The 26,366-nt window shown below is 72.2% G+C and carries 19 protein-coding genes; 6 read left to right on the top strand and 13 right to left on the bottom strand.

Annotated elements, in window-relative coordinates:
- Nucleotides 1-87 precede the first annotated feature (87 nt).
- The 7 genes from HNQ07_RS17225 to HNQ07_RS17195 form a co-directional block, all read right to left on the bottom strand.
- Nucleotides 88-1,170 (bottom strand): Gfo/Idh/MocA family protein, encoded by a 1,083-nt coding sequence (locus HNQ07_RS17225; RefSeq protein ID WP_184114036.1) that lies wholly within the window; start codon nucleotides 1,168-1,170, stop codon nucleotides 88-90.
- Nucleotides 1,167-1,982 (bottom strand): sugar phosphate isomerase/epimerase family protein, encoded by an 816-nt coding sequence (locus tag HNQ07_RS17220; RefSeq protein WP_184114034.1) that lies wholly within the window; start codon nucleotides 1,980-1,982, stop codon nucleotides 1,167-1,169. The genes HNQ07_RS17225 and HNQ07_RS17220 overlap by 4 nt, the downstream gene beginning before the upstream one ends.
- Nucleotides 1,979-2,185 (bottom strand): hypothetical protein, encoded by a 207-nt coding sequence (locus HNQ07_RS17215; RefSeq protein WP_184114032.1) that lies wholly within the window; start codon nucleotides 2,183-2,185, stop codon nucleotides 1,979-1,981. The genes HNQ07_RS17220 and HNQ07_RS17215 overlap by 4 nt, the downstream gene beginning before the upstream one ends.
- Nucleotides 2,182-4,692 (bottom strand): glycosyl hydrolase 2 galactose-binding domain-containing protein, encoded by a 2,511-nt coding sequence (locus tag HNQ07_RS17210; RefSeq protein ID WP_184114030.1) that lies wholly within the window; start codon nucleotides 4,690-4,692, stop codon nucleotides 2,182-2,184. Before HNQ07_RS17210 ends, HNQ07_RS17215 begins: the two co-directional genes overlap by 4 nt.
- A 69-nt stretch (nucleotides 4,693-4,761) precedes the next feature.
- Entirely contained in the window at nucleotides 4,762-5,670 is a 909-nt protein-coding gene (locus tag HNQ07_RS17205; protein ID WP_229832104.1) for a class II fructose-bisphosphate aldolase, read from the bottom strand.
- The gene (locus tag HNQ07_RS17200) at nucleotides 5,663-6,361 is read right to left on the bottom strand and encodes an aspartate/glutamate racemase family protein (protein WP_229832102.1); all 699 of its coding nucleotides are present in this window, start codon (nucleotides 6,359-6,361) and stop codon (nucleotides 5,663-5,665) included. The genes HNQ07_RS17205 and HNQ07_RS17200 overlap by 8 nt, the downstream gene beginning before the upstream one ends.
- Nucleotides 6,358-9,237 (bottom strand): alpha-mannosidase, encoded by a 2,880-nt coding sequence (locus tag HNQ07_RS17195; RefSeq protein ID WP_184114028.1) that lies wholly within the window; start codon nucleotides 9,235-9,237, stop codon nucleotides 6,358-6,360. Before HNQ07_RS17195 ends, HNQ07_RS17200 begins: the two co-directional genes overlap by 4 nt.
- Before the next feature lie 117 nt (nucleotides 9,238-9,354).
- Between HNQ07_RS17195 and HNQ07_RS24430 the strand changes: the two genes are divergently transcribed.
- A complete protein-coding gene (locus HNQ07_RS24430; protein ID WP_184114026.1) occupies nucleotides 9,355-11,901 on the top strand; it encodes an alpha-mannosidase in 2,547 nt (848 codons plus the stop codon).
- A complete protein-coding gene (locus HNQ07_RS17185) occupies nucleotides 11,898-13,277 on the top strand; it encodes a family 4 glycosyl hydrolase (RefSeq protein WP_221275175.1) in 1,380 nt (459 codons plus the stop codon). Before HNQ07_RS24430 ends, HNQ07_RS17185 begins: the two co-directional genes overlap by 4 nt.
- Before the next feature lie 22 nt (nucleotides 13,278-13,299).
- On the opposite strand, the gene HNQ07_RS17180 is transcribed toward HNQ07_RS17185, so the two are convergent.
- Genes HNQ07_RS17180 through HNQ07_RS24420 form a run of 3 tightly spaced genes read right to left on the bottom strand, consistent with a single transcriptional unit; the run spans nucleotide 13,300 to nucleotide 16,746 of the window.
- Entirely contained in the window at nucleotides 13,300-14,202 is a 903-nt protein-coding gene (locus HNQ07_RS17180) for a carbohydrate kinase family protein (protein WP_184114024.1), read from the bottom strand.
- A complete protein-coding gene (locus HNQ07_RS24425) occupies nucleotides 14,199-14,876 on the bottom strand; it encodes a YesL family protein (RefSeq protein WP_184114022.1) in 678 nt (225 codons plus the stop codon). The genes HNQ07_RS17180 and HNQ07_RS24425 overlap by 4 nt, the downstream gene beginning before the upstream one ends.
- Nucleotides 14,869-16,746 carry an alpha-amylase family protein gene (locus tag HNQ07_RS24420; RefSeq protein ID WP_184114020.1) on the bottom strand — a complete coding sequence of 626 codons (1,878 nt, stop codon included), beginning with the start codon at nucleotides 16,744-16,746 and terminating at the stop codon, nucleotides 14,869-14,871. Before HNQ07_RS24420 ends, HNQ07_RS24425 begins: the two co-directional genes overlap by 8 nt.
- A 158-nt stretch (nucleotides 16,747-16,904) precedes the next feature.
- On the opposite strand from HNQ07_RS24420, the gene HNQ07_RS17165 reads away from it, so the two are divergent.
- Nucleotides 16,905-18,149: an ROK family protein gene (locus HNQ07_RS17165; protein WP_184114018.1), complete on the top strand. Its 1,245-nt coding sequence runs from the start codon at nucleotides 16,905-16,907 to the stop codon at nucleotides 18,147-18,149.
- Between the two features lie 51 nt (nucleotides 18,150-18,200).
- Complete coding sequence (locus HNQ07_RS17160; protein WP_184114016.1) at nucleotides 18,201-19,451, top strand: ABC transporter substrate-binding protein; 1,251 nt, start codon at nucleotides 18,201-18,203, stop codon at nucleotides 19,449-19,451.
- 129 nt (nucleotides 19,452-19,580) lie between these two features.
- On the opposite strand, the gene HNQ07_RS17155 is transcribed toward HNQ07_RS17160, so the two are convergent.
- Genes HNQ07_RS17155 through HNQ07_RS17145 form a run of 3 tightly spaced genes read right to left on the bottom strand, consistent with a single transcriptional unit; the run spans nucleotide 19,581 to nucleotide 23,664 of the window.
- Entirely contained in the window at nucleotides 19,581-22,052 is a 2,472-nt protein-coding gene (locus tag HNQ07_RS17155; protein WP_184114014.1) for an alpha-mannosidase, read from the bottom strand.
- Nucleotides 22,049-22,654: a D-sedoheptulose-7-phosphate isomerase gene (locus HNQ07_RS17150; protein WP_184114012.1), complete on the bottom strand. Its 606-nt coding sequence runs from the start codon at nucleotides 22,652-22,654 to the stop codon at nucleotides 22,049-22,051. The genes HNQ07_RS17155 and HNQ07_RS17150 overlap by 4 nt, the downstream gene beginning before the upstream one ends.
- Nucleotides 22,651-23,664, bottom strand: a complete 1,014-nt coding sequence (locus HNQ07_RS17145; protein WP_184114010.1) for an ROK family protein — start codon at nucleotides 23,662-23,664, stop codon at nucleotides 22,651-22,653. The genes HNQ07_RS17150 and HNQ07_RS17145 overlap by 4 nt, the downstream gene beginning before the upstream one ends.
- A 214-nt stretch (nucleotides 23,665-23,878) precedes the next feature.
- On the opposite strand from HNQ07_RS17145, the gene HNQ07_RS17140 reads away from it, so the two are divergent.
- A complete protein-coding gene (locus HNQ07_RS17140) occupies nucleotides 23,879-24,781 on the top strand; it encodes a carbohydrate ABC transporter permease (protein WP_221275174.1) in 903 nt (300 codons plus the stop codon).
- Nucleotides 24,778-25,671, top strand: a complete 894-nt coding sequence (locus HNQ07_RS17135) for a carbohydrate ABC transporter permease (protein WP_184114006.1) — start codon at nucleotides 24,778-24,780, stop codon at nucleotides 25,669-25,671. Before HNQ07_RS17140 ends, HNQ07_RS17135 begins: the two co-directional genes overlap by 4 nt.
- The last annotated feature ends 695 nt before the right edge of the window (nucleotides 25,672-26,366 follow it).

Below are 26,366 nucleotides of genomic sequence, written 5' to 3'. Positions count from 1 at the left end.
CTCCGTGCCGCAGGTCCAACACCGTCTGCATCGGCCTGGCCCGGAGAGCGGCGCGGGTCGGCGCCAGGTGGGCCGCGTCGGGCGTGGTCACGCGACCGGCCCCGGCCCACCTGGCAGGGGCTCGGGGGCCGTGAAAGTGGTCGTCAGCTCCACCGCGCCGCCGCGCTCGATGCTGAGGTGTGCGGCTTCCAGGATCTCCACGAGGTGCGCGGCCTGTTCGCCGGACACGCGGTGGGGGCGCCCTTCCGCGATGGCGCGGGCCATCTCGTCCAGGGCGACCGCCCAGCGGAACTCCTGCGTGGACGGTGTGAAGTCCTCCAGCGGCGCGTACCCCTGGCCGAAGGCCGCCACCTCCAGCGCGGCGCTCGGGCTGAACCAGTGGGCCAGGAAGAGCTGCCCATCGTCGCCGTGAAACTCGATGGCCTCGGGCTGCTTGCCTCGGTCGGTCACGTAGAACGACGCGGTCAGGCGCACCACCGGCCCCGCCGCCAGCTCGATCACCGCCACGTACCAGTCGGGCGCCTCCACCTCGAAGGGCTCGCCCCGTTTGGTCACGCGCTCCGGTTTCACGGCCGTGCCGTAGGCCCACACCCGCCGCGCCGGCCCGAAGATGCTGGTGATGACGCCCAGCGGATACACGCCCACGTCGCGCAGTGGCCCCACCCGGTAGAACGAGTGCGGCGCCCCGTGCCACGTCTCGATCCGCGCGTGGTTCGCCTCGGCGTAGATGACCCGCACCGGCCCGATGCGCCCGGCGCGCAGTTCCTGCCCCGCGCGCTGCTGGGCATGTCCCAGGTGGGTGACTGGCGCGCAGCCCAGCCGCACGCCGCGGTCGCGCGCCAGGGCGACGAGTTCCTGCGCCTGGGCGCTGCTGGCCGCCAGCGGCTTTTCCGAGAAGACGTGCTTGCCCGCCTCCAGCGCCCGCTTCGTCACGTCGTAGTGCGCCGGCAGGACAGTCAGGTTCACGATCAGGTCGGCGTCCGGGTCGGCCAGCGCCGCCTCCAGCGAGGGGTACGGGCGGCAGCCCTGCGCGGCGGCAAAGGCGTCCCGCTTGGAGGCGTCCACGTCGAAGCAGCCGTGCAGGCGCAGGGTGGGGAAGTCCGCGAAGCCCTCGGCATACGGTGTGGCGATCACCCCGCAGCCGACGATCACGACGTTCAGGGGCGTCATGCGCGCTCCTGGGCGGTTTCGGCCAGCCAGCCGTCCAGCTGTCGCCGCGCCGCCGCCAGGTCAGGCCCCGGACCGAACAGCTCGGGCTCGTGTTCCACGCTGAGCACGCCCGTGTACCCCGTCTCCCGGAGGGCCTGCACCACCGCGCGCAGCGGCACCACGCCCTCGCCGAAGCCGCAGGTCTCATGCGTGCCGGCGGCGCGCACGTCCTTGAGGTGGACGTGCCTGAGCCGCCCGCGCAGCGCCCGCACGGCGTCGTCCGCCGGATAGCCCTGGGTGCCGAACCAGCCGGTGTCGATGGTGACGCCCAGCGTGCCCGCGTCCTCCGGGCCGACCGTCTCCAGCACCGCCGCCGGCGTGGGCTCGGGATGGTTCTCGTAGGCGAAGACCCGGCCGGCCTCGCGGAACACGCGCACGACCTCCGGGCGCTCCCGCGAGAACATCGCCCCGCCCCCGGCGAACAGGGGAATGTCCAGTGCGGTCATCAGCTCCACGCCGCGCCGTACCTCGTCCAGATCATCGCCCACGCCGCCGCAGTACGCGACCACGCGCATGCCGCGCTGCCCCAGTTCGTCCTGCAGGGCGTTGACGTGCCCGGGCGTCCACCAGCGCTGGTGCAGGTGGAAGTGCCACAGCTCGATGTCGTGGTACCCGAGGGAGCGCACCTCGTCGAGCAGTTCGGCGATGCGGCCCCGGAAGGTGGCGGGCGGGCTGAAATGCTCGCGCGAGGTGCGGCACGCCACCCCCCAGTCGCCGCCCCGGTACCCGGTCTGGCGGTAGGCGAAGGATGCGGTGTTCAGGGCAACGTTCATGGGGAGACCTCCGGAGGCGTGAGGGCTGAGGAGTCACAGGTGGACGGAGAGCACAGCGACAGGCCGGCGTGCGGGCCGAGGACGCTGAGCCGGGGCGCGGGCACGACCGCCTCCTGAGCGACGCAGCTGGAGAAGACAACGCCGGTCTGTTCGGCGGCCAGCCGCGTGGTGCCGCCCCAGTCCGGCGCGGCATCCACGCTCATGGAGTGACCTCCACGTGGACCGGGGCCACGTTGACCGCCTGAACCGACAGCGTGAAGGGCCGGGCCGCCCCATCCAGACCCCGCAACGTTGCCGTCACGGAGCGCGACTCGCCAGGAAGCAGCGTGAAGCCGCTGTCCGAGAAGACTTCCAGGCCGTCCTCCAGCGCCTCCAGGCTCAGCCACGGTGCGGCGACCCGCCCGGCGTTGGTGACGGTGAGCTGTGAGCCGTCCGTGTCCACGTGGATTCGCGTGTCGGGCAGGTCAGCGAGGGCGGCGAAGGGGGTGGGCCGGTCCGGCGCCACCCACTGCTCGCTCTCGGCCAGCAGCGCTCCGGCGTCGTCCAGCACGCGGCCCCGCAGCAGGGTGGGTTCGCCGATGATGGGGAGTGACAGAGACGTGGCCTCGCCGGGCCACGTCACGTCGAGGTGCCGCTCCCACACGCAGGTGCCGCCGGGCGTGAGCTGCCGCAGCTCCACCCGCCCCCGTCCCGGCGTGTCCGCGAGCACTGCCGGGCGCAGCGTCAGCGTGGCTGCAGCCACCGGCGCGTCCAGGCCCCAGTGCAGGGCGTACGGGGCGTTCGCCTCGCGGCAGCGGTAATACGCCAGCTTGGGCGACAGGTCGTACTCCAGCACGGCGGTGTTGTGGGCGTTCGGCCACGGTTCGTTCAGTTGCCACACCAGCGCCGCGCTGCACTCGCCCACCCGCGAGCGGTTCCAGGTCAGGGCGTGGCGCAGCACGTCGCCCTGCGCTGCCTGCCCCAGCAGCACGTAGCGCCGCAGGTCGGCCACCGGTCCGAACACCTCCTCGACGCGGTGGCGCATCAGCCACCACTCGCCATGGTGAACGACCTCGGGCACGCGGTCGTCCATCGGCCACGGGTCGGGCCGGACGAAGCGGCGCAGCGAGCGCTCCCGCGCCGGGGCCTGGCAGCCGAACTCGGAGTGCATCAGCGCGCGGCTGATGGCGTGCGGCCGGTACGAGTCGCGCACCCCCCGGTAATGCCACGGGCCGTGGACGTCGTGCAGGTCCTCTGGTCGCGTGCGGGCCACCGTCTCGTCCAGGTCGTAGGTCGGTCCCGACGGCGAGGTGGGCATGAACGGCTGCGTCAGCCCCGCGCGCCGCACGTGGGTCAGCATGTGGGCGATGGTGGGGTGCTCGGAGTGGACAGGACGCCGGTCGGCGCCGGTCAGCTCGTTCCCGGCGCCCAGCAGCGCCACGCTCGGGTGGCCGTGCAGCCGCCGCAGCAGGGGTGGCAGGCCAGCGTCCAGTACGGACCCGAAGGTCTCCAGGGCCGGCGGGACGTTGTCGGTGCCGCTCGAGGTCAGGGGCAGTTCCTGCCACACCAGCACCCCGAGGTCGTCGCAGGCCTCCAGCATGGTCTGGGACGCGAAGGGGGCCACGCCGTTAAAGCGCAGCAGGGTGGCGTGCGCCGCCGCCGCGTACTCGATGACAGCCCGCTCGCGCTCCGGGGCGCCGTCCATCCCCGCCGTCATGTCCACCGGCAGCACGTTGAAGCCGCGCGCGTAGACCGGCACCCCGTTGACCTGAAGGGTATACGGCATGGCCCCCCGCGCCGCCGAGGCCGCGTTGTGCACCAGCTGCACGTCGCGCACCCCGAAGCGGCAGGAGACGGGGGCGCTGCCGTCCAGTTGGGCGCTCAAGTGATACCGCGGCTGTTCCCCCAGGCCGCGCGGCCACCACAGCTGCGGCTCAGCGAGGTCAAAGCACAGGTCATCGGCCCGTCCCGTCCGGGTCTCCTGCCGGCCGTCCGGATGCGTCAGGGTCGCCGTCACAGGCAGATCCTCCGCGCCGTCGTGGGCCACGTCCACCCGGACCTGCCCCCGGCGGCCATCCGCCGAGAGCGAGACCAGCGCCGCCACGTCCAGCAGGGCGGCGCCCCCGTCGCGTTCCAGCGTGACGTCACCCACCAGACCGACCTGGATCAGCCGGGTGCAGAAGTCCCACCAGTAGCCGTAGCGGGGCCGCAGGGTGCGGGTCTGGCTGGTGCGGCCCAGCTGGCCCTGTCCGGCGGGCGGCGCGTCGAGGACCACGACCAACGAGTGCTTGGTGTGGCGCTCCAGGTCCGGCAGCCGCAGGCGTGAGGTGGCCTGCGCGCCCTCCAAGCGGCCCAGTTCCTCGCCGTCCAGGAACACGGTGGCGGCCCAGTCCACGCCCCCGAAGCGCAGCCACAACCGCCCACCGGCCGGCAGGTCGACCCGGAAGGTGCGGCGGTAGACCCACTGGCGGGCGGCCACCCACTCAGCCTCTACGCTGTGCAGGCCCACGCGGACGTCGGGGATCACGCCGGCGCGCAGGAGGTCGGCGTGGACGGAGCCGGGCACCCGCGCCGGCATCCACGCGGTGCGCGCGAAGGCTCCGACCGCCTGCGGCGCGCCAGTGTGCAGTCCCCGGAAGCGCCACTGCTCGTCCAGCGAGGGCGCGAGTTCCCACGCGCCATTCAGGGTCTGGAGGGAGGGAGGGGTGGAGGAAGCTGGAGGACGGGACAACAGCTCACCTGCCTGGCGACGGACGCTGGTCGGTACAGAAGCGCTCGGTGGGGTCGGAATCTACACCCGTCATGTTCCTGCCCGGCCCGCCGAGCGGACGAAGTGCTCGATCTTGTCCTTTGCCTCGGCCTTCACGGCGGCCAGGCCGAGGGCCCGCACGCCCGGCTCCAGGGCGTCCAACTCGGCGCTGGTCATGCGCGGCAGGCCTCCCATCGCGGCCAGCAGGGCGTTCTCGAGGTCCGTGGCGACGTTCATCTTGGAGACGCCGCCGCCGGGCAGGGCAATCGCGCGGTGGACCGTGGCCGCCGGCAGGCCGCTCCCGCCGTGCAGCACCAGCGGCACCTCGGGCAGCAGGGCGCGGATGGCTTCGAGCCGCTCGAAGTCGATCTTCGGGTCCTTGACCGGATACACGCCGTGCGCCGTGCCGATGGACACCGCCAGCGCGTCGCAGCCGGTGCGCTCGACGAATTCCAGCGCCTCCTCGGGAACGGTGTACAGCGCCTCGTCTCCCTCGGTTTCCAGCTGGTCGGTGGTGGTCAGCTTGCCCAGTTCGGCCTCCACGCTCACGCCGCGCGCGTGGGCGTACGTGACGATGTCGCGCGTCTGGCGCACGTTCTCCTCGAAGGGCTGCGCGGACGCGTCGATCATCACGCTGGAAAAGCCCGCGTCGATGGCCGCGTGGATCACCGCCGGCTCCCAGCTGTGGTCGAGGTGCAGCGCCAGCGGGTACCGGAAGTCCAGGTCGCGCACGGCCGCCTCCAGCGCGTCCCGGAAGTCGCGCGGCGACAGGCCGAACCACCCGAGTTCGCGCTGGCTGATCTCCACGATCACCGGGCTGCGCAGCTCCAGAGCGGCCTCCAGGGCCGGCCGCACGCACGCGCGGTAGCGCGCGCTGAGGGCCGCCACCGCGTAACCATCCCGCTGGGCGGGCCTCAGCAGATCCGTCAGCGGCGACGTCCCGGGCATCACGTCAGACATGGCACTCCTCCACGGCGCGCAGCGCGGCGGCCACGCCGCTGTCGGGACTGCTCAGCACCGGCACGCCGCTGCCCTCTGTAGGCTCGGTGCCCAGGGTGGCCAGCAGCCGCGCCATGCTCGCCTGGGCCAGCACGATCACGTCCACCTCGCCCCGCAGGTCGCGCAGCGCGGCCGTCACCCGCCGGTCGTGCTCCTCGCCGTCGCCGGCGAGCCGGGCGGCGTAGGCGCCCTCCACCAGCCGGCGGGTGACCTGCACGGCGCGTCCGGCGGCCGCGGCCTCGCGCTCGATCAGGTCGGCGGTGGGGTCCAGGGTGGTGGCGACGGTCGCCAGCACGCCCACGCGCCGGCCGAGGGCGGACGCCTGCGCGGCCATCGGCCGGTCGATGCGCAGCACGGGGAGGGTCAGCTCGCCCGCCAGGGCGTCCACCGCCGCCCCCACCGACGAGCAGCACGTCATGACCGCCGTGGCGCCGGCGTCCTGCGCCGCGTGCAGGTACGCGCGCAGGCGGGCGTGCACGGCCGGCGTGACCTCCCCGGCGGCCATCACGTCGGCCAGCAGGCTGTCGTCGAGCACGTTGATGACGCGCACGTGCGGGGCCTGGGCCGTCACCCGTGCGGGCAGGTCACCCAGGGTGACGGGCGTGGTGTGCAGCAGCGCGAGCGTCGGCATGTCGGGGGTCGGTGGGGTCATCGGGCCTCCAGGTGCAGCGCGACCGTGACGATCTCCCACGGGCGGGTCGCGACGGTCACGGTGCCGTCCGCCACCGGCAGCTCGGCCAGCTCGTGTTCACGGAGATCCACGCGCGCGGCGCGGCGCACGCTCCAGTGGGCGCGCAGCGTGGCGTCCCGCGCCGCGGCGCTGAGGTTCACAAAGCGTACGATCAGTGCCTCCCCATTTTCCGCCCGCTTCAGCGCGCTCAGCAGGACGCCGCCGTCCAGATCCACCAGCTGGCCGCTGGGCGGCAGGGTGACGGCCTCGTCGCGGTGGGCGTTCCGCAGCGGCAGCACCTGGCTGGTGCGCGCCTGGGCCCGCAGCGGCGCGTTGAAGGCGTGCGCGCCTTGCCACACCTGCGCGTCGTCCCACGTGCCTGCGTGCGGAATCACGCTGTACTCGGCCTCGAAGGGCCCGAGCAGCTGGGCGTCCGGCGTGGGGATGGTCGGGCCGGCCCCGCCCACGCGGGTCAGCAGGTCGTCGCGTGACAGGTAGCCCACGCAGCGCAGCAGCGTGAGCCGCAGTGTGCCGTCCTCGCCGGCGCTGAATTCCGGCAGGCCGCGGTTGGCGACCGTCAGGCCGCGCACGCCGCCCCAGACGCTCACGAAACTCTGCTGCGGGTGCTCGTGCACCGCCGGCTCGCTGCTTCCGCGCTGATCGTCCGGCAGCGCGGTGGGCCGGTCGACCACGGCGAACTGGCTCTCGGCGCTGGACATGGTGGCCGGGCCGCCCAGCGGGAACAGCGCGCGCAGGCGGTGGTCGCGGGCCGTGTTCTCGCCGTGCGTGCGGATGTCGAGCCGCCGTGCGCCGGGCGTGAGGGTCAGGTCGCTGTGGATGACGAAGGGCACGTCGTCGGCGCTGCGGCTCTGGCGGTCCGCGCTGAGGCCGGCGGGCAGCGCCCAGCGCCGCGTCACGCGCAGGGTCGCGCGGGCGGGGCCGACTTCGACCCACTCCGTGCGCACGGTGGCCCCGGCGCTGCTCAGGATCTGGTCGCCCAGCGGCCACGCGTAGTTGTAGGTGTCGCCGTTGTCGCCGCCGTCATCGAAGGTGTTCAGGCCGGCGTAGGTCTGCCCGCTGGCTCTGTCGAGCAGGGTGACGCTGCCGTCCGGCTCCACCGTCACCTTCAGGTGGGCGTTCTCCAGGGTGCCGGGGCCGACCTGCAGCTCGGCCGCGTGGTGCCCCTTGTCCAGCGCGACGTTCCCGGCCACCGCGTAGGGCCGCACGCGTTCCTGCGGGGTATACACGTCGCGCGGCCGCAGGGCGTAGGTGCGGTACCCGATTCCCGGCACGTCCGTCGCCACGAAGGACACGGCGGTGAACACGTCGTTGTCATGGCTGCGGTGGCCGGCGCGCGGCAGCCAGCTCCACGGCTCGGACTTGTCGGTGGGGTGACGATGGACCTGCACCTGGAAGGGCACCTCGCTGCCGTGCTCGTCGTGCAGTGCCCAGCCCTCCGGGGTGATCTCTAGGTGGGGGCTGAGCAGGGCGGTCGTCAGCTCGCTGCGCGGCCAGTTGAGCGGATTGAACACGCCGATCACCTGGCCCCCGCCCGCGAAAGCCGTATCCACCCGCGCCAGTACGCTGCCGAGGGCGTCCTCGGCGAGTACCGCCGCCGCCTGCTCGGCCTCGTCGAAGCGGGTGACCATCTCGCGGTGCACCTGATCGGTCGAGCACCCGCAGATCGAGTCGTGGGGATGGTTCTGGATCAGTGTGTCCCACGCGTGCCACAGGTAGTCACTCTCATGGCGCTCGCCCAGCGCGCCCGCGAGGGCCTGGAGCGGCTCGGCGTAGCGTTCGAGTTCGCTCTGGGCGCGGGCGTTGCGCTGCTTGAGGGGCATGCGGGCGCTGAGCACGGCGGGCAGCAGGTGCGCCTTGCGCCCGAACGCGCGGCCCTCGCCCGGCCACACCACGCTGATCCGCTCCTCGTGCTCGCGCACCGCGGCCACGTACGCGTCGAGCGAGGACAGGCGGTACGTGACGCCCTCGCCGTCCAGCTCCGCGCCGATCTCCCGCAGGAGCCTGGGCAGGCGCGGGTCGACCGGCAGGTGGTCGCCGCCGAGCGGTTCGAGCACCACCCCGGTTGCCGAGTACGCGCCCAGGTGCGCCAGCGTGCGCCGGGCGCGGCCGTGCGTCTGGTCGCGGGTGAATTCGGGGTCATCGGCGCGCTCCTTGTGATGGCTGCGGTAGTACTCCAGCGGCAGGTAGATGCCCAGCACCCGCGTGCCGTCGGGCGCTTCCCACCAGAACTCGTTCTGGGTGCGGGCCGGAAAGCGCGGGTCGCGCGAGCGCGCGTAGCGGTAGATGTCGTGCCCCACCTCGCCGTCGCCGTCGTCGCCGCCCAGCGGCGGGGCGCCGAAGCCGCGCCACACGACGGCGCTGTCGATGCCGAAGCCGCGCAGGATCTGCGGCATCTGCGCGGTGTGGCCGAACTGGTCCGGCAGGTAGCCCACGCCGCTCAGCGGCACGTCCAGCGCGGCGGCCACCCGGCGGCCCAGCCACAGGTTGCGGATGGTGGCCTCGCCGCTCACCAGGAACTCGTCGGGCAGGATGTGCCACGGGCCCACGAACAGCCGCCCCGCGCGGATCAGGTCACTCACGCGCTCGCGCTCGGCCGGGCGCACCTCCAGGTAGTCGGTCAGGATGATGGTCTGGCCGTCGAGCACGAAGCACGTCAGGGCCGGGTCGGCGTCCAGGGCGCCCAGCACGGCGTCCACGGTGTGCATCAGCCGGAATCGGAAGCGCTCGCGGGTGCCCCACCACTCGCGGTCCCAGTGGGTGTGGTGGTACACGTGGACGCTCAGCGGCCGGAGGGGAGCCGGGCCGGGCGCGGCCGGGTCTGCGGAGGGTCGGGTCAAGGTCGGTCTCCTGCGGGACAGAGGGGGAGGGGCGGGCTCGGACGCCCCTACTTGTGTGGACTTCGGGCCGAGCTTACCCTATTTCTTAAATCTTTTAAATAACCCGGAGGCCCCGCCGTGACCCATCCCCAGGACGACCCCACTCCACCCGCTCCACTCACCGTGCACCTCGTCGGACACGCCCACATCGACCCGGTGTGGCTGTGGGACTGGCGCGAGGGCGTCGAGACCGTCCGCGCGACCGTCCGCAGCGCCCTGGACCGCCTGACCGAGAACCCGGACATGGTCTTCGCCCACTCCAGCGCCGCGCAGTACGCGTGGCTGGAACGCTTCCCGGAGCTGCTGGCCGAGGTGCGCGCGGCGGTGACCCGCGGCCAGTGGGAGCCGGTCGGCGGGTGGTGGGTCGAGCCCGACGCCAACCTGCCGCACGGCGAGTCCTTCGCGCGGCAGGCGCTGCACGGCCAGCGCACCCTGGAGCGCGTGGTGGGCCGCCGGGCCACGGTCGGCTTCCTGCCGGATTCCTTCGGCCATCCCGCCACGCTGCCGCAGCTGCTGGCGCTCTCGGGGCTCACGTCGTTCGTGTTCATGCGCCCCTCGGCCCACGAGCTGGAGCTGCCGCAGAACCTCTTCCGCTGGGTCGGCCCGGACGGCACCTCGCTGCCGTGCGTGCGCATCGAGGCGTACTCGTCCAATCCGCACCACGTCCAGAGCAGCCTGGAGCGCAACCTGCGCTGGCACCCGCCGGGCGCGCGCCACTGGCTGGGCCTGTACGGCGTGGGCAACCACGGCGGCGGCCCCACCAAGCGCGCCATCGCCAACCTGCGCGCCCTGAACGACGATCCCGCGTGGCCGGCGCTCCAGATGGATTCGTTTGAGCATTTCTTCGACCTCGTGCGGGCGCAGGAGGCCCAGCCGGGCGGCGCGCTGCCGGAGTACGCCGGCGAGCTGCAGCACCACGCGCGCGGGTGCTACGCCGCCGTCAGCGAGATCAAGCGGCTGGTCCGCGAGGCCGAGCGCCGCCTGATCGACGCCGAGCGTCTGGCGGTCCTGGCCGGGCCCGTCGGGCACCCGTATCCCCACGCCGCCCTGACCCGCGCGTGGGAGCGCGTGCTGTTCAACCAGTTCCACGACGTGCTGGCCGGCAGCTCCATCCGGCGGGCCTACGACGCGGCGCGCGCGCAGCTCGGTGAGGCGCTCGCGGTGGCCGACGAAACAGAATTCTTCGCCATGCAGGCGATCGCCGCGCGCATCGACACCCGCCGGGACGGCGCGGACGTGGACGAGGTGATCCGCTCGGTGCGCTGGGACGGCCCCACGTGGGTGAGTGACTACGGCGACGGCGTGCCGGTCGTGGTCTTCAACTCCAGCGCGCGGCCCCGCCGCGATCTGGTCGAGGTCGAGATCAACGACTGGCACACCGACGACCTGACGCTCACCGACGAGACCGGGCGCGAGGTGCCGTACCAGCGGCTCGATCCCGAGAGCGTCAGCGGCGGCCGCCCACGTATGGCCTTCCTGGCCGACGTGCCCGCCGGCGGGTACCGGCTGTACCGCGCGCTGGCCGAGGCGCCCGCCCCGGTCGCCGACACCGGCCTCAGCGTCACCGAGCACCCGTCTGGCGACGTCACGCTGGAGAACGCCTTCCTGCGCGTGGAGTTCTCCGCCCGCAGCGGCGCCGTCAGCCGGATCGTGGACAAGGCCCGCGACCTTGAGCTGCTCGCGGGCCACGCCGGCGCGCTGCACGTCGTGTACGACGGCAGCGACACCTGGGGTCACGGCATGACGTCGCTGCGCGGCGTGGTGGGGCTCTTCGGCGGGGCGCAGCTGCGCGTGGTGGAGCGCGGGCCGCTGCGCGCCACGGTGCGTGTGACCACCCGCTGGGGCGCGTCGACGGCCGTGCAGGACGTCGCCCTGGACGCCCACAGCGCCGAGATCCACGGCCGCGTGGTGCTGGACTGGCACGAACCGCACCACGCGGCCCAGCTCAGTGTCCCGCTGGCGCTGAGCGGTGTGGAGGCCACGTTCGAGGTGCCCTACGGCCACGTGGTGCGCCCCGCCGACGGCCAGGAGGAACCGGTCGGCCGCTGGCTGGACGTGAGCGGCGTGGTGCGGGGCGCGCGTGGCCGTGCCCACCCGGCCGGCGCAGCGCTCACGAGCGACTGCAAGGCCTCCGCGAGCGTGCTGGGCGGCGAGGTGCGGCTGACGCTGGCCCGCTCGCCCATCTACGCGCACCACGATCCGGCCCGGCCCGATCCGCAGCGCGACCACGACCACATCGACCAGGGCCGCCAGGAGACGCGCTGGGCGCTGTGCCCGCACGCCGGGGACTGGCGCGCGGCGGGCATCCCCGAGCGGGCCGGGCACGTGGGGCGGCCGATGCCCCTGACCCGCGAGTATGTCCACCCGGGCGACCTGCCGCCCCGGCACAGCCTGCTGCAACTGGACGGCCTGGACGGCGCGGCGGTGAGCGCCGTGAAACGCGCCGAGGACGGTGACGCCGTGATCGTCCGGCTGCACGAGTGGGCCGGACGGGGCGCCCGCGGCACCCTGCACTGGGACGGGACCGCCATTCCCGTCGACCTTCGGCCGCACCAGATCCTGAGCCTGCGTGTGGAACCGGGCGGCGCCGCCTGCGCCGTGAACTTCCTGGAGGAGCCGCTGTGAGACGCGCCGTGAGCCCGGCGGCCCGCGTGGTGATCTCGGGCGCGGGGGGCATGGTCTTTCCCCTGACGCTGGCGGCGGACTTCCTCGCGCTGCTGGCGCCGCTCGGGGCGGAGCTCGTGCTGCACGACCCGGACCTTGAGCGCGCCGCGCGCACCGCCGCCGCCGTGCGCGCGCTGGCCGACCACCACGGCCGTCCCCTGCGCGTGACCGTCACGGCCGACCGGCGCGCCGCGCTGCGCGGGGCCACCCACGTGCTGCTCACCTTCCAGGTGGGCGGCCTGGACGCGTACCGCGCGGATGTCGAGGTGCCGCGGCGCTACGGCGTGGACGTCCCGGCCGGGGACACGCTGGGGCCGGGCGGCATCTTCCGCTTCCTGCGCAGCACGCCGGCCTTTGGCGCCCTGGCCGCCGACGTGCGTGAGGTGTGCCCGGACGCGCTGGTACTGAACTACGCCAACCCCATGGCGATGAACGTCCTGTACCTGAATGCGCTGGGCGTGCGGGCTATGGGCCTGTGCCACTCCATTCCGCACACGGCGGCGCTGCTGGAAGACCTGCTGGCCGTGCCGCGCGGCGAACTGACGTACCGCGCGGCGGGGATCAACCACCAGGCGTGGTTCCTGACGCTGGAGCACCGCGGCACCGACCTGCACGCCCGGTTGCGCGACATCCTGCGCCGCCGCTTTCTGCCGGACCACGGCGGATACACCCCCTGGACCGAGGGCCACGACACGTACGTGGGCGGCCAGGAGCGCGTGCGCGCCGAGCTGCTGGAGACCTTCGGGTACGTCCTGAGCGAGTCGAGCCACCACGCCTCGGAATACGTGCCGTACTTCCGCCGCACGCCGGAGGCCGTCAAGGCCGCCCTGCCTCGCCGCTGGGACTACCTGCGCGGCGCCGAGGCGGGGCTCGGCCACGAGCAGGCCACGCTGGACGCGGCGGTGGACGCCCGCCGCGCGCGCCTGGAGCCGTCGGCCGAGTACGGCATGCGGATCGTGGCCGCGACGCTGGGGAGCGGCCCCGAACACGTCTACGTCAACGTGGTCAACGGCGGTCTGATCGCCAACCTGCCCGCCGACGCGTGCGTGGAGGTGCCGGCCGTGGCGGACGCGGCGGGCGTGACACCGCAGCCGGCGGGCCGCCTGCCCGCGCCGTGCGCCGGGCTGAACCTCACGAACGTCGCGGTGCAGCTCAGCGCCGTCGAGGCCGCCACGCAGCGCGACCCCCGGCGGATCGAGGCCGCGGTCGCCCTCGACCCCCTGACCGCCAGCATCCTCGACCTGCGCGACATCCGCGCCATGACCCGCGACCTGATCGCCGCGCAGCGGCGCTGGTTGCCCGCGTGGGCCGGCGGCGAGGCCGGGGTGAGCGGGTAGAGAGGCTCGCCCCGGCCTGACGTCAGGTCTGGCTGTCCATGAACTGCTGCACCTCGTCCAGCGTGGGGGCGTGGGCACCCGGCCGGGTGCACGCGAGCGCGCCGCACGCCAGGGCGAACGCCAGCACGTGGGCTGGAGACGCGTGCGGCCCGGCCACGGTGCCCCTCAGCCAGCCGGCCGCGCACGCGTCGCCCGCACCCACGGTGTCCGCGACGGTCACGGCGTAGCCGGGGTGGACCCACTCGCCCTGCGGCGTAAACAGCCGCGCGCCCGCTTCGCCCAGGGTGAGCAGCACGTGCAGGCCCGGCTGGGCGCGGCGCAGCTCGGCCACGCCGTCCTCGACGCTCCGGCCGGGCAGCAGGCCCAGGACGTCCTCGTGAGAGACCTTGAGGTGGGTGGTGTGGGGCAGGTACGCCCACAGGGCGCGGCGGCCCTCCTCGGCGTACGCGGGGCGGAAGTTGGGGTCGTACAGCACGGTCAGCCCGCGACGGGCGGCGTCCTGCGCACACGCCAGGAAAGCGGGCGCGGCCGGCTCACGCAGGAGCGTCACCCCCCCGAAATACGCGGCGTGCGCGCCGGCCCACGCGCCGGCGGCCACGCCCGTGAAGGCGCTGTCGGCGCCGCCCTGCGCGTAGAAGGCGTAGCGGTCCGGCTGACCGCCCACGCCCCGGTGGACCACCGAGAGGGCGGTGGGCGCGTCCACGCGCGGAGCGAAGGTCAGGTCCAGCCCGGCCGCCTCGCCCAGCGTGCCCAGACGTTCGGCGAAGGGGTCACTCCCCAGGCTGCCCGCGAAGGCGACGCCCTCGCCCAGGGCGGCCAGTCCCAGCGCCACGTTCCACGCGCTGCCGCCGGGCCGCGCCCGCCACCCGTCGCCGGCCGGCACGAAGTCCATCAGCGCGCCGCCGAAGGCGAGAACGCGGCTCACGGAGCGGCCTCCGTGGATTCGTCCACCGGCGGCTCGCGCACGGTCACCGGGCGCACGTGCACGGCGGCCAGGGTCAGCAGCAGCGTGACGAGCACCAGCAGGCCCGGCGTGCGGAACGAGCGGCCGATGACGGACAGCGCCAGCGGAATCAGCACGAAGGCGTGGGCGGCCACCGGCCGCCGGATCACGTCCACGGCGGCGGCGCGCAGGGCCCGCCCGAACGGCAGACCGCGCGCGGCCAGGGCGTCGAGCAGGTACGGTTGCAGCGCGGTGACCACCCACGTCAGGTATCCCCACAGCAGCCACACCACGTCCACGCCGAGCTGCGCGGCGCCCTCGTGGCCCAGCACCCGCGGCCAGAACGTCACGTTGGCCCACGCCACGTACGCATAGACGCCCACAAAGACGCTCCACAGCGTGCCCGGCCACAGCGAGGCGCGCAGCCGCTTGCCCAGGCTCCGCCACGGGGGCGGCGTGTCGTCCCGCAGCGCGGCGAGGTGACCGTACGCGGCCACGGTCATGGGGCCGAGCAGCACGATGGTCAGCGCGCCAGCGATCCACAGCACGTTCAGTCCGATCAACGTGGGCAGATACGTCCACGCCAACCACCCGCCCTCGCGCAGGACGCGCGGGATCCGGGCGGGCGTCTGCGGCGGCCCGGTCACGTCAAGCACCATCGGCGTCCAGGCCCGGCGGCACGACCAGCGGGTCGACGCGGCGCTGCGCGTCCCAGCGCGCCCACGTGGCCCGCACCAGCGCGGCGTCCGCGGCGGTCAGGGCCGCGCCGTCGCCGTCGACGTGGGTGGCGAAGTACAGGCTGGGCACGCCCAGCTCGGGCTGGAGTGCCACGTACTCGCGCCACGCCGCGATGTTCGGCATCGGCCAGTTGTCGGTGTCGATCAGGTGTGTGGGCAGGGCCGCGCGCGCCACCCGGGCGCGGTGCAGCATCTGCGTTCTCACGTTGGCGCCGGTGTTCACGTCGTTCAGGCGGATCATGTCGCTCACGTCGCCGAACGCCGGGTGGGGGGTATGCGTCATCACCAGGGCATCGGGCTTGGCGCGCTTGGCCTCCTGTCGCAGCAACCCGAGCAGCTCGTGCAGCAGGGAGATCCCCCACGCGCGTCCGTGCCGGCGCAGGCCCGGGCCGGACGGCGTGCGGGCGCTGAAATCCACCTTGAAGCCGTCGGCACCGTAGTCGAGCAGCATGCGCCGCACGCTGCGGGCCAGGATCTCGCGGTACGCGGGGCTGGTCGGGTCGGCGGCCACCACGCCGCCCAGGTCGTCGGTCACGCACGCCTCCGGGGGCAGGCCCTCGGGGTCCCACGCCTTCCACCACAGCAGCACCTTCTGGCCGCGCGCGTGTGCCCGGTCGATCCAGCCGCGCAGGTCTGGCCACTTGTGTTCGTCCACCTCGCTGTGGCCGTAGGTCACGCTCCACTTGTCGTCCAGCACCAGGATGCCGGGATGCAGGCCGTGCCCGTCCAGGGCGGTCAGGAAGGCGTCGTAGTTCGCCTGGGTGCAGTGGTCGGGCGCCCGGCCGCCGCGCACGCCCGCGAGGTGGCACTGCGCGCCCCAGCCGCACTGGATCGGGCTGGACCACCACGTGGGTGCGGGGGACTCCGGGGCCGCCGGCACCACGCCGCGTTCCCGGTGCAGCTGGGCGTTGCGCGCGATGGCCGCGTACGGGTCGGCGGCGAACTCCAGGCGCAGGGTGGGCGTGCGGAAGGTGCCGGACACGCGGGTCTGGCCCTCGTAGCTCAGCCGCAGCGAGAAGGCGCCCTCGTGCGCGTCGTAGTGAAAGCCCGTGAAGGTCAGCTCGTCCACCGGCGCGACGATCGACGCGGCGAGCCACGGAGCGGGACCGGCCGAGGCCGACGTGGTCGCCTCGCCCACCGGCGTTCCACCCTGGTCCGCGCCGAGCGACCCGCCGGACACCGGCCCCCCGGCGTCCCGGGAGAAGGCGTACAGCAGCGGCGCAGGCGTGAAGAACCAGTGGGCCTTGCCCGGCACGCTGGTGCCCATCACGTCCACGCTGCTCGATTCGCCGGCGCCGTGGGTGCGCCGCTCGCGGCCCCACGGTTCGGGGTTGAACACCTCGCTGAAGTGCGCGCCACTCTCGAACAGGCCGCTGCCCCAGCGCAGGTGCCCGGAGTAGTACCCGGCGAACAGCAGCACGTCGGTCAGGACGCCCTCGCCGCGCACCTCGACGTGCGCGTCGATCCCGCGCGCGTCGCAGGTCAGCACCAGCACCTTGTCCAGCCACACGCCGCCGCGCAGGGGAAAGCGCAGGTGCGTCCGGCCGCCGCTTTCCCTGACCTGCACGTCCTCGAGCCGGGCGGTGCGGTCGAGGCCGGCCGCCGTGTGCACGCTGGGGCACAGGAAGAGGTCCGCGTACGGCCGCCTTGCCGCGTCGCTCACGCGGAGGTAGGGCCGCGCCGCGTCGAGGTCGAGGCGGTAGTGCGGCGTGGTGAGCGTCAGGCCGTCCGGCCGCCGCTGGAGCTGGAGTGGAGGGGCGGTGTCGTGGGCAGGTCGGATGTCAGGCATGGCTCCCCTGGGCAGTGCGAATAACGGCGGTGGAAATTACTTGATGATTTTAAGGTACTCCCTGCGGGCAGGCACTGAGGTCAGGCAGGGGGCCGTCCGCTCCACGGCGCGCGCCCTATCATGAAGCTCCGGCGCGACGGCGGCGGGAAGGAGCGTTCGTGACCAGAAGCCGCAGCGTGCGCAAGGGACGCAGCCTGCCCGAGACGCGGGCCGAGAACCTCAGCGTGGTGCTTGAGGCGCTGCGCAAGCTCCAGCCGGTGTCGCGCAGCGGCCTGGCGGCCGCCACCGACCTGACCGCCGCGACCATCACACACATGGTCGACGAGCTGCACGCCTCGAACCTGCTGATCGAGTCGCCGGCCGATACCCGGCAGGTCGGCCGGCGGCCCACCCTGCTGCGCCTGAACACTGCCCGTGGGCAGATCGTGGGCCTGGAGATCTCGCGCTCGGAAGTGCGCGCCATCCGCACGAACTTCGCCGGCGAGGTGCTGTCTGTCGCCGCGCAGGCATTCCGGCCGCACACGCCGGTGCACGACAACCTGCGTCCCCTGATCGAGGTGGTGCGCTTCGTGATCGACCCGGACCTGCCGCTGCTCGGCATCGGCGTGGGCGTGCCGGGCCCGGTGGATAGCACGCGCGGCCTGGTGCTGGAGCCGCCCAACTTCGGGGGCTGGCGTCAGGTGCCGCTGGCTGATCTCCTGCAGAACCACTTCGGCGCGCCGTGCTGGCTCGACGACGACGCCAAGGCGGCCGCGCTGGGCGAGCGCTGGTACGGTGCGGGGCCGCAGGTGGGCACGCTGCTGTTCCTGTCGCTGCGCTCCGGCGTGGGGGCCGGCCTGATCGTGGGCGACCGGGTGTACCGCGGCGCCCACGAGCTGGCCGGTGAGATCGGGCACACCACCATCGACGTGAACGGAGCGCGCTGCGAGTGCGGCAATCGCGGCTGCGTGGAGACGCTGGTCAGCGTGCCGGCGGTGCTCGCCGACGCCCGGCGCGAGGGCCTGGCCGTCCACGATCTCCAGGGCGTACACCGGCTGGCCGAGGCGGGCGATCCCGCCGCGCTGCGGGTCAAGGAGCGCGTGTCGGTGTACCTGGCGGCCACGCTGGTCAACGCGGTGAACCACTACGATCCGGCGCTGATCGTGCTGGGCGGCACCCTGGTCCGGGCGTGGCCGGAACTCACCGAGGAGGTGGCCCACAAGGTCAAGGGCCGCTCCTTCGGGTTCCTGTCCAAGGACGTGCGCATCGTCCAGAGCCTGCTGGGCGAGAACGCCACAGCGCTCGGCGCGGCCGCGCTGGCGATCGGGGAACTGCTGAACGGGGGCACGCTGCGGCTCGCGGCGCTCAGCCGGCAGCCGGCCCGGCGGGACACGGCCGTGCTTGACACCCCCGCGATTACTTAATAGTATAAAATAATCAAATACTGGATTTGACCTGTCCCGCCGGAGGATCGCATGCGTAGAAAGGCAATGCTGGCCACGTCACTGCTGCTGGGGCTGTCCACGGCCCAGGCCCAGAAAGTCACCCTCAACTTCACGGCCCACTGGCTCAGCGAGCAGCGCCGGCCGACCATCAACAAGATCATCGGGCTGTGGAACCAGCGCAATCCCAACGTGCAGGTGCAGTACACCGGCGTGCCCTTCGACCAGCTCATCACCAAGACGCTCGCGGGCGTGGCGGCCGGCAACGCGCCCGACGTGGTCGTGATCGACATCCGCACCAGCACGCAGCGCGCGGCCCGCAACCAGAACACCGACATGAGCCAGTACGGCGCGGACAAACTGGGCGGCTCATACTTCCCGCAGTTGTGGGCCACCGGGCGCTATAACGGCAAGCAGTACGCCCTGCCGTTCGTCACCGACACCCGGGTGCTCTTCTACAACAAGGCCGCCTTCAAGGAAGCGGGCCTCGATCCCAACAAGCCCCCCCGGACGTGGGACGACCTGTGGGCCTACGCCGCCAAGCTCGACAAGAAAGACGGCGACCGCTGGACCCGCATGGGCTTCCACCCCAACTTCGGCGACTTCGGCTACCAGGGCTGGGTGAACAACGCGGGCGGCTACCTGTTCGACAAGAACAACGAAAACCCCACCATGACGTCTGCGGCGGCCGTGCAGACGCTGGCGTGGTTCAAGAAGTGGAACGACAAGTACGGCGCGAACAACGTCGCCGCCTTCAAGGCCAGCTTCGGCGGCGGCACCCAGGACGAATTCATGTCCGGCAAGGTGCCGATGGTGGTGCGCAACGGCAACTACCTCTCCACCCTGGCGCGCAATGCCCCGGACCTGCAGTTCGGCATGGTCAGCGTGCCCACCATGGACGGCAAGACGAGCGACACCACCACGTGGGGCGGCGGCTTCAACATCGAGATTCCGCGCGGCAGCAAGCACCCCAAGGAGGCCTTCGCCTTCGCCAAGTTCCTGTCCACCGAGGGCGCCAAGATCTGGGCCGCCGAGCAGAACGACCTGCCCGCGTACAAGGCCGCCCAGACCGCCAACAAGAACCCCCAGTTCATCAAGCTCGTGAGCTATCTGCCGCTCACCTACCTGTCGCCGGCCCCGCTGTACGCCCCCAGCTACGACACGGCCGTGAACAAGGCCGTGGACGACGTCCTGCTGCGGGGCCGCGATCCGCAGACGGCGCTGGAGGAAGCCCAGGCGGCCGTCACGAAGATGGTGGACGACAACAAGAAAGCCGCCAAGTAACGCGGAGGGAACGAACCCCCGGACGGCGCCGTCCGGGGGTCTTTTGCTGATCCAGGTCGTTCGTGCTGGCCTGAGTCAACGCGAGCGGCACCCCCGCGAGGTTCGGGGGGTGCCGCCTTGGACCTCCCTTCAGGTGTCCAGTTCCAGCTCGGTGAGTAGCACGCGCCGCGCCGCGCTTCCGTCGTCGGGCAGCAGCAGCGTGACGAGTTCGTGGGCGCCCAGGTCTACCTCCAGCTCGCGCTCGAGGAAGGGCAGCGAGACCTGCGCGGTGGTGGGCCGGCCGTGCGTCTCGTGCAGGCGCAGCACCACGCCGCGGTCGTCCTGGGCGCGCTTGATCACGCTCAGCACCACGTGGTCGGGCGTGACCGAGGCGTGGGTCTGGGCGGCGGGCAGCGGCCCGTCGTGGACGGTCTCGGGCAGGGCCACCGGCCCCTCGGTCAGCGCGGCGCACAGCCGGGGCAGGCCGGCGTCCCGCCACGTCCCGGCGTGCGGCCACAGCCAGTACGTGAAGGTCTGCTCGCCCTGGTCCATGTAGCGGTAGTCGCCGTCCGCTGCCGGCACGTAAGGGTCATGGTGCGCGTAGATGGGCGAGCGCAGCACGGTGAGGTGCAGCGCGGACTCCGTGACGCTGTAGCTGGATTTCGCGTCGTTCACGAGCCCCAGGCCGCGCAACTCGCCGGTGGGGCGGTGCACGCCGCTGAGGTCCACCCAGCGGCCGCCCGGGTACTCCTCGCCGTTGCCCGGCCGGGAGACCTGACCGTAGGGCGCCTCGTAGGTCACCTGCGGGAACTGGAGGTGCAGCGGGAAGCGCAGCTTGAGCATCTGCCGCGCCTCGTGCCAGTCCACGCGCACGCGCACCTCGACCGGCAGCGCAGGGTCGCTGTAGACGAAGTAGTCCTGCGTCAACGTGCTGCGGCCGTATGTGGCCACGCTCCGGACGGCGCGTCGCAGCGGCCCGCGTTCCAGCCAGCTCAGCCGCGCGTGGCCGAACTGCCCGGTCACGCGGTCGAAGCGCACGCGGCCGTGGCTCCAGGTGTCGGTGTCGTCGTCCAGCACCACGCCCACGGCGGCGGGCGCGGAGAAGACCTCGCTGTCCGAGCGCCGATCCAGAAGCCGCGCGATGCCCCCGCTGACGGGATCGAACTCCACGCGCAGCGCGGCGTTGTCCAGCACGAAGGGGTCGGGTGTCTGGGTCTCGACGTCCGGGTCGGGCGCGGTGCCTGGCCGGATGGTGAACACGCGGTGGCCGAAGGCGGGCAGGTCCGCCAGCCACGCCAGCCGCCGCCGCCACCCGCTCACGGTCGCGCCTGAGCGCGTGAACTGCGCCGGCACCGCCCTGCCGGCCTCATCGGTCATGGTGAAGCCGTCGCGCACGCCGCCGACCTCGTGCTCGACGGGCACGCGCACGGGCCACGGGTGCGGGTTCCACACCACGAAGCTGCGGGCGCCGTCCTCTGGCGGAACCGTCACCCGCCAACTCAGGCGCTGCACGGCCGCATTGGTGACGTGCTGGGCGATCGACAGCGCCTCGCCGTACTCGTGCGCCGCGTCGTCGTAGGCGCTCTCCACGCTGGTGCCGGCCAGGATGTCGTGGAACTGGTTGAACAGCACGCGCTGCCACGCCCGGTCGAGGTCCGCGTGCGGGTAGGGGAGGGCGGCCAGCGTGGTCGCCAGCGTCGCGAACTTCTCGGCGCGCACCAGCGCGAGTTCGGCGTGGCGGTTCAGGCGCTTGACGCCCGAATGCGCCGAGTAGCAGCCCACCGCGTGGTGCACGAGTTCGCCGTGCCACACCCCGGCCCGCGCCGTGTCGGCGGCCTCGAAGAAGGCGTCCGGGGCGCTGAAGACCAGTGCGGGCAGCTCCGGCTCCGCGCTCAGGCGGTGGATGGACGCGAGGTTCTCGCGGGTGGGGCCGCCGCCGTGGTTGCCCACGCCGTAGAAGCACATCAGGCGGTCGTCCGCCGACGCGAGGTCGCTCGCGCACTTGCGGATGTGGGCCTCCAGATCCTTGCCCCACGTGCAGTACTCGTAGGGAATGCGGAAGGCCAGCACCCGCGAGCCGTCGGGCGCGGCCCACCAGAACAGCCGCCCCGGGAGCGCCTGCTCGTGCGGGCCGGGGCGCATGAAGGTGTAGCGCGTGACTCCGCTGGCGAGCAGCAGCTGCGGCAGGGTCGCCGCGTGCCCGAAGGAATCCGGGTTGTAGCCCACGGTGGCCGTGCGCCCGAAGCGGCTGTGGAAGTAGCGCTGGCCGTACAGCGCCTGTCGGGCGAAGCCCTCGCCGCCCGGCAGGTGGCAGTCGGGCTGCACCCACCACCCGCCCACCAGCGCCCAGCGGCCCTCGTGCACCCGCGCGCGGATCTCGGCGAACATCTCGGGTTCGTTCGCCTCGATCCACGCGAGGTGCGCCGCCGAGGAGCACGTGAAGATGAAGTCCGGGTCCTCCGTCAGGCGGTCGAGCGCCGAGCGGTACGTCGCCTTGATCTCCTGGAAACCCTCCTGCCACGTCCACAGCCACACCGGGTCGATGTGCGCGTTGCCGATCATGTGCAGCGTGCCCGGGCGGGCGGCGGCGGGCCGGGTGCCCTCGACCTGTGGGGCGCTCACGCCTCCACTCCCAGCAGGGCGTCGTCGATGGTCTCGCACAGCACGTGGATCAGCAGAATGTGCATCTCCTGGATCTGGGCGGTGCGGTCGGCGGGCACGGCCAGCAGCACGTCCACCTCGGCGGGCGTCTCCGGCAGGCGGTCGCCGCTGAGCAGCACGGTGTGCGCGCCGATCTCGCGCGCGGCGCTCAGGGCGCGGCGCACGTTGGGGCTGCTGCCGCTGGTGCTGATGCCGACCAGCACGTCGCCGGGCCGGGCCAGCGCCCGCACCTGGCGCGCGAAGACGTCGGCGAAATCGTAGTCGTTGCCGATGCACGTCAGGGCGCTGCTGTCGGTGGTCAGGGCCAGCGCGGCCAGAGGCGCCCGCTCCCGCCGGAAGCGGCCGGTGAGTTCGGCCGCGAAGTGCTGGGCGTCGGCGGCGCTGCCCCCGTTGCCGCAGATCAGCAGCTTGCCGCCGCCGCACAGCGCCGAGACGCAGCGCTCGGCGGCGCGGGCGAGTTCCGGTTCCAGGGCGGGCAGCAGATCCAGCGTGTCGCGGTGGCGGCGCAGCGCCCCTGTGAACTGGCGGCGGACGAGATCGGCGGTGGGGGGTGAGGTCGTCACAGGGTGGTCTCCGGAACAGGGAAGCGGTGGGGGGCGGGCGCAGCGCGGCTGAGGGCCACGGCGGCCGCGCCGTAGATCCCGACGTGGTCGGCGAGTTCGGCGCGGCGCAGCGACATGCCCTGCCACAGCGCGGGGTACGTGCGGGCAGCCACCTTGGCACGCAGCGGCGGGAACAGCAGGTCCCCGAAGTTGGCGACGCCGCCGCCGATCACCACCCGCTGCGGGTCGAAGGCGTGGATGATGCCCGCCACGCCGGCCGCGAGGTAGTCCAGGGTGTCGTCCCAGAACGCGGCGGTCAGGGGGTCGCCGTCCTCGAGGGCGCGGCGCACGGTGTGGGCGGTGATGTGTTCGGGGCCGCCGTCCAGCTGCGCGAGCAGCGAGTCGGGGTGGCGCCGCGCCCACTCGCGCGCCCGGCGGCCGATGCCGGTCCCCGAGGCGTAGCGCTCCAGGCAGCCCCGGCCGCCGCAGGTGCAGGGCTCGCCCAGGTACTCCACCTGGAGGTGGCCGAGTTCACCGGCGTTGCCGGCCCGGCCGGTGTACAGCTGACCGTTCAGGATCACGCCGCCGCCGATTCCGGTCGAGAGGGTGAGGTACACGAGGTGCTCGCAGCCGCGTCCGCTGCCGAAGCGCCACTCGGCCAGCGCGGCCGCGTTGGCGTCGTTGTCCACATCCACCGGCAGGTCCAGCGCGTCCTCCAGCCAGTCCTTGAGGGGCACGTCGTGCCAGCCGGGCAGGTTGGGCGGGTTCTGGATGATGCCGCGCTCGCGGTCGAGGGGGCCGCCGCAGCCCACGCCCACCCGGGACACCGGCCCGGCGTGCCCGGCCAGCAGGTCGCGCCCGAGGGCCACGAGCTGGCGCAGCACGCCCTCGGGGCCGGCCTGCAGCCGGGTCGGTTCGCGCCGGCTGGCGAGCAGCTCGCCGTGCGGGGTGACGAGGCCGGCGGCGAGCTTGGTGCCGCCGACGTCCAGGGCCAGCAGGGCGGCGTCGGCATCTGGCAGGGGCTCAGGCATGTCGTCTCCGGGGGTGCGGTGGGGAAGGGTGGGGCGGGCGGATGACGCCCAGCATATATCAAGTCGACGACTTTTTTTATATATTTAAGTAAATCAGCCGAAGCCCGTTTCCCCGTACGCGCCCACTGTCAGGAGGCTCCGTGAGACACTGCGCCGTCGTCCCCAGATTCCCCGCCTTCCCGCCCGCCGTGCCCGTGGAGGCTTTGTGCCCCGCATGAGCGCTGCCCGCCGCCGCGAGGCGATCACCGGCTACCTCTTCATCCTGCCGTGGCTGATCGGCTTCGTGGTGTTCGTCGCCGGCCCGATGCTCTTCTCGCTGTATGCCAGCTTCACCGACTACGACGTCACGTCGCGCATGAAGTGGGTGGGGCTCGACAACTACGTGCGGCTCTTTACCAGTGACGACCTGTTCTGGACGTCGCTCTACAACACCGGCTTCTACGTGCTGTTCGCCGTGCCGCTGGGCATCGTCACGGGCCTGCTGATCGCGGTGCTGCTGAACCAGCGCATTCCCGGGCAGCGGGTGTTCCGCACCATCTTCTTCCTGCCCAAGGTGCTCACCGGCGTGGCGGTGCTGCTGCTGTGGCTGTGGGTCTTCAACCCGGAGTTCGGGCCGATCAATACCTTCTTGCGCTTCATCGGCGTCCAGAACCCGCCGCTGTGGTTTTCCGATCCCACGTGGGCCAAGCCGGCGCTGATCATCATGAGCATGTGGGGCGCCGCGGGCGGGTACATCATCTACCTCGCCGGCCTGCAGGGCGTGCCGCGCCACCTGTACGAGGCCGCCAACCTCGACGGCGCGTCGCCCCTGCGCCAGTTCCTGAGCATCACCGTCCCGATGATGTCGCCCACCATCTTCTTCAAGCTGATCACCGGCATCTCGGCTGCGTTCCAGTTCTGGGAATCCGCGCTGATCGTGTCCGAGGGCGGCAAGGGCGGGCCGTCGTATTCGACGCTGTTCTACGGCCTGTACATGTGGCAGAAGGCCTTCACGGATTACCAGATGGGCTACGCCAGCGCCATGGCGTGGATTCTGCTGGTGATCATCCTGATCATCACCGCGCTGCAGTTCTACGTGTCACGGCGCTGGGTCTACTACGAGGGAGAAGTCCGATGACCGCGAAGCCCGAGGTGCAGGCGCAGCCGCCCGCCACTGTTCTCAGCCGCCCCACCGCCCGGGCCGTGAGCACGCTCTGGAAGGTGATCGCCTTCGCCGCGCTGTGCGCGATCAGCGCCGCCATCCTGTTCCCGGCCCTGTGGATGCTCTCGACGTCCCTGAAGGTCGACACCCAGGTGTACGCCAACCCCCCGGTGTGGATTCCGAATCCGCTGCGCTGGGCGAACTTCTCGGAGGCGTGGAAGCTTGCGCCGTTCGCGCGCTACGCCCTGAACACCACGCTGTACGCGGCGGCGGTCGTCTTCGGCACCGTGCTGTCGTCGTCGCTGGCGGCCTACGGCTTCGCCAAACTGCGCTTTCCAGGACGGAATGTGCTGTTCAGCGTGCTGCTCGCCACCATGATGATCCCCGGAATGGTCACCCTGATTCCCCAGTACATCCTGTTCTCCAAGCTGCACTGGGTCGGCGGCTACCTGCCGCTGGTGGTGCCGAGCTTCTTCGCCGGGGCGTTCTTCACCTTCCTGTTGCGCCAGTTCTTCATGAGCATCCCCGAAGAGCTGTCCGAGGCCGCGCGCGTCGACGGCGCGGGCGAACTGTGGATCTGGTGGCGGGTCATCATGCCGCTCTCCACACCGGCGCTCGCCACGGTCGCGATCTTCACCTTCGAGGGCGCGTGGGACAGCTACGTGGGGCCGCTTCTGTACCTCAACGACGAGCGGCTGTACACCCTGCAGATCGGGCTGCAGTTCTTCCGGACGGCCACCGTGGTGCAGTGGCAGTACCTGATGGCGGCCGCGCTGATGGTGATGCTGCCCGTCGTGATCCTGTTCTTCGTGTTCCAGCGGCACTTCGTGGAGGGCTCGTCCATCTCTGGGGGCCTGAAGGGATGAGCGGTGTCTAGGGCGACGGCAGGCAGCGGGGACAACGATCATCCAACACCGGGGACCTGCACGGTGGTGAGCAGGGGAGCTGTGCAGAGGCAGGCGGACCATCACGCCCCGCCGCGTGTTTGACGGTGTCCTTTACATCGTGAAGGCAATCCGTCGGTGGTGACGATAGCAACGGGCGGAAACGGTCGACCGGCCAGGGTCATGGAGAGTTGTCATCCCGGTACGCAGGGCAAGGAATCCCTGTGCCCTGGCTGGGACACCCTCTGTGGCCGGTCCTGCAGCGGTAGGGGGCATGCAAGGGTTCGACCAGTGTGGTGCAACGTGCCGTCGAGCCGACTGGGTTGAGCACGGCAAGTTCCTGAGGGGTGCACAAGGGGCCCGAAGCGTGTCGCTGTAAGTACCACAGGCAGATCGTGTTCTATAGCGGCCGGTCGAAGAACGGTTGGGGCGTGTCGGTCTTGCGGCGTTTCTGAAGTAGGGCGTGCAGGACGGCGTTGCGTTCCTTGATAGCCCGCCACAGCCGGTGCCCACTGGCGCCTAGCCGCCGTCATGCCTGGTAAGTGATGGGCGAGCCGGGCAGCGTGGCCGGTCACCGTCCTTAGAGCCTGAGGACAAAAAGCGGGATGCCACAATGAGACATGGCACCGCGGAAGACTACTGCACCTGTCTCTCAGGCCACCCGTCTGCCCATTCAG

The sequence above is a fragment of the Deinococcus metalli genome, assembly GCF_014201805.1.
GTDB classification, from domain to species: Bacteria; Deinococcota; Deinococci; order Deinococcales; family Deinococcaceae; genus Deinococcus; species Deinococcus metalli.
Note: the sequence above shows the minus strand (reverse complement) of the source record. Positions and strands in the feature narration are given on the sequence as shown.

Excerpts from the sequence above, each read along its gene's own strand:
- HNQ07_RS17225 (WP_184114036.1), bottom strand. The coding sequence starts at position 1,170 with ATGACGCCCCTGAACGTCGTGATCGTCGGCTGCGGGGTGATCGCCACA.
- HNQ07_RS17220 (WP_184114034.1), bottom strand. The coding sequence starts at position 1,982 with ATGAACGTTGCCCTGAACACCGCATCCTTCGCCTACCGCCAGACCGGG.
- HNQ07_RS17215 (WP_184114032.1), bottom strand. The coding sequence starts at position 2,185 with ATGAGCGTGGATGCCGCGCCGGACTGGGGCGGCACCACGCGGCTGGCC.
- HNQ07_RS17205 (WP_229832104.1), bottom strand. The coding sequence starts at position 5,670 with ATGTCTGACGTGATGCCCGGGACGTCGCCGCTGACGGATCTGCTGAGG.
- HNQ07_RS17200 (WP_229832102.1), bottom strand. The coding sequence starts at position 6,361 with ATGACCCCACCGACCCCCGACATGCCGACGCTCGCGCTGCTGCACACC.
- HNQ07_RS24420 (WP_184114020.1), bottom strand. The coding sequence starts at position 16,746 with ATGCCTGACATCCGACCTGCCCACGACACCGCCCCTCCACTCCAGCTC.
- HNQ07_RS17160 (WP_184114016.1), top strand. The coding sequence starts at position 18,201 with ATGCGTAGAAAGGCAATGCTGGCCACGTCACTGCTGCTGGGGCTGTCC.
- HNQ07_RS17145 (WP_184114010.1), bottom strand. The coding sequence starts at position 23,664 with ATGCCTGAGCCCCTGCCAGATGCCGACGCCGCCCTGCTGGCCCTGGAC.
- HNQ07_RS17140 (WP_221275174.1), top strand. The coding sequence starts at position 23,879 with ATGAGCGCTGCCCGCCGCCGCGAGGCGATCACCGGCTACCTCTTCATC.
- HNQ07_RS17135 (WP_184114006.1), top strand. The coding sequence starts at position 24,778 with ATGACCGCGAAGCCCGAGGTGCAGGCGCAGCCGCCCGCCACTGTTCTC.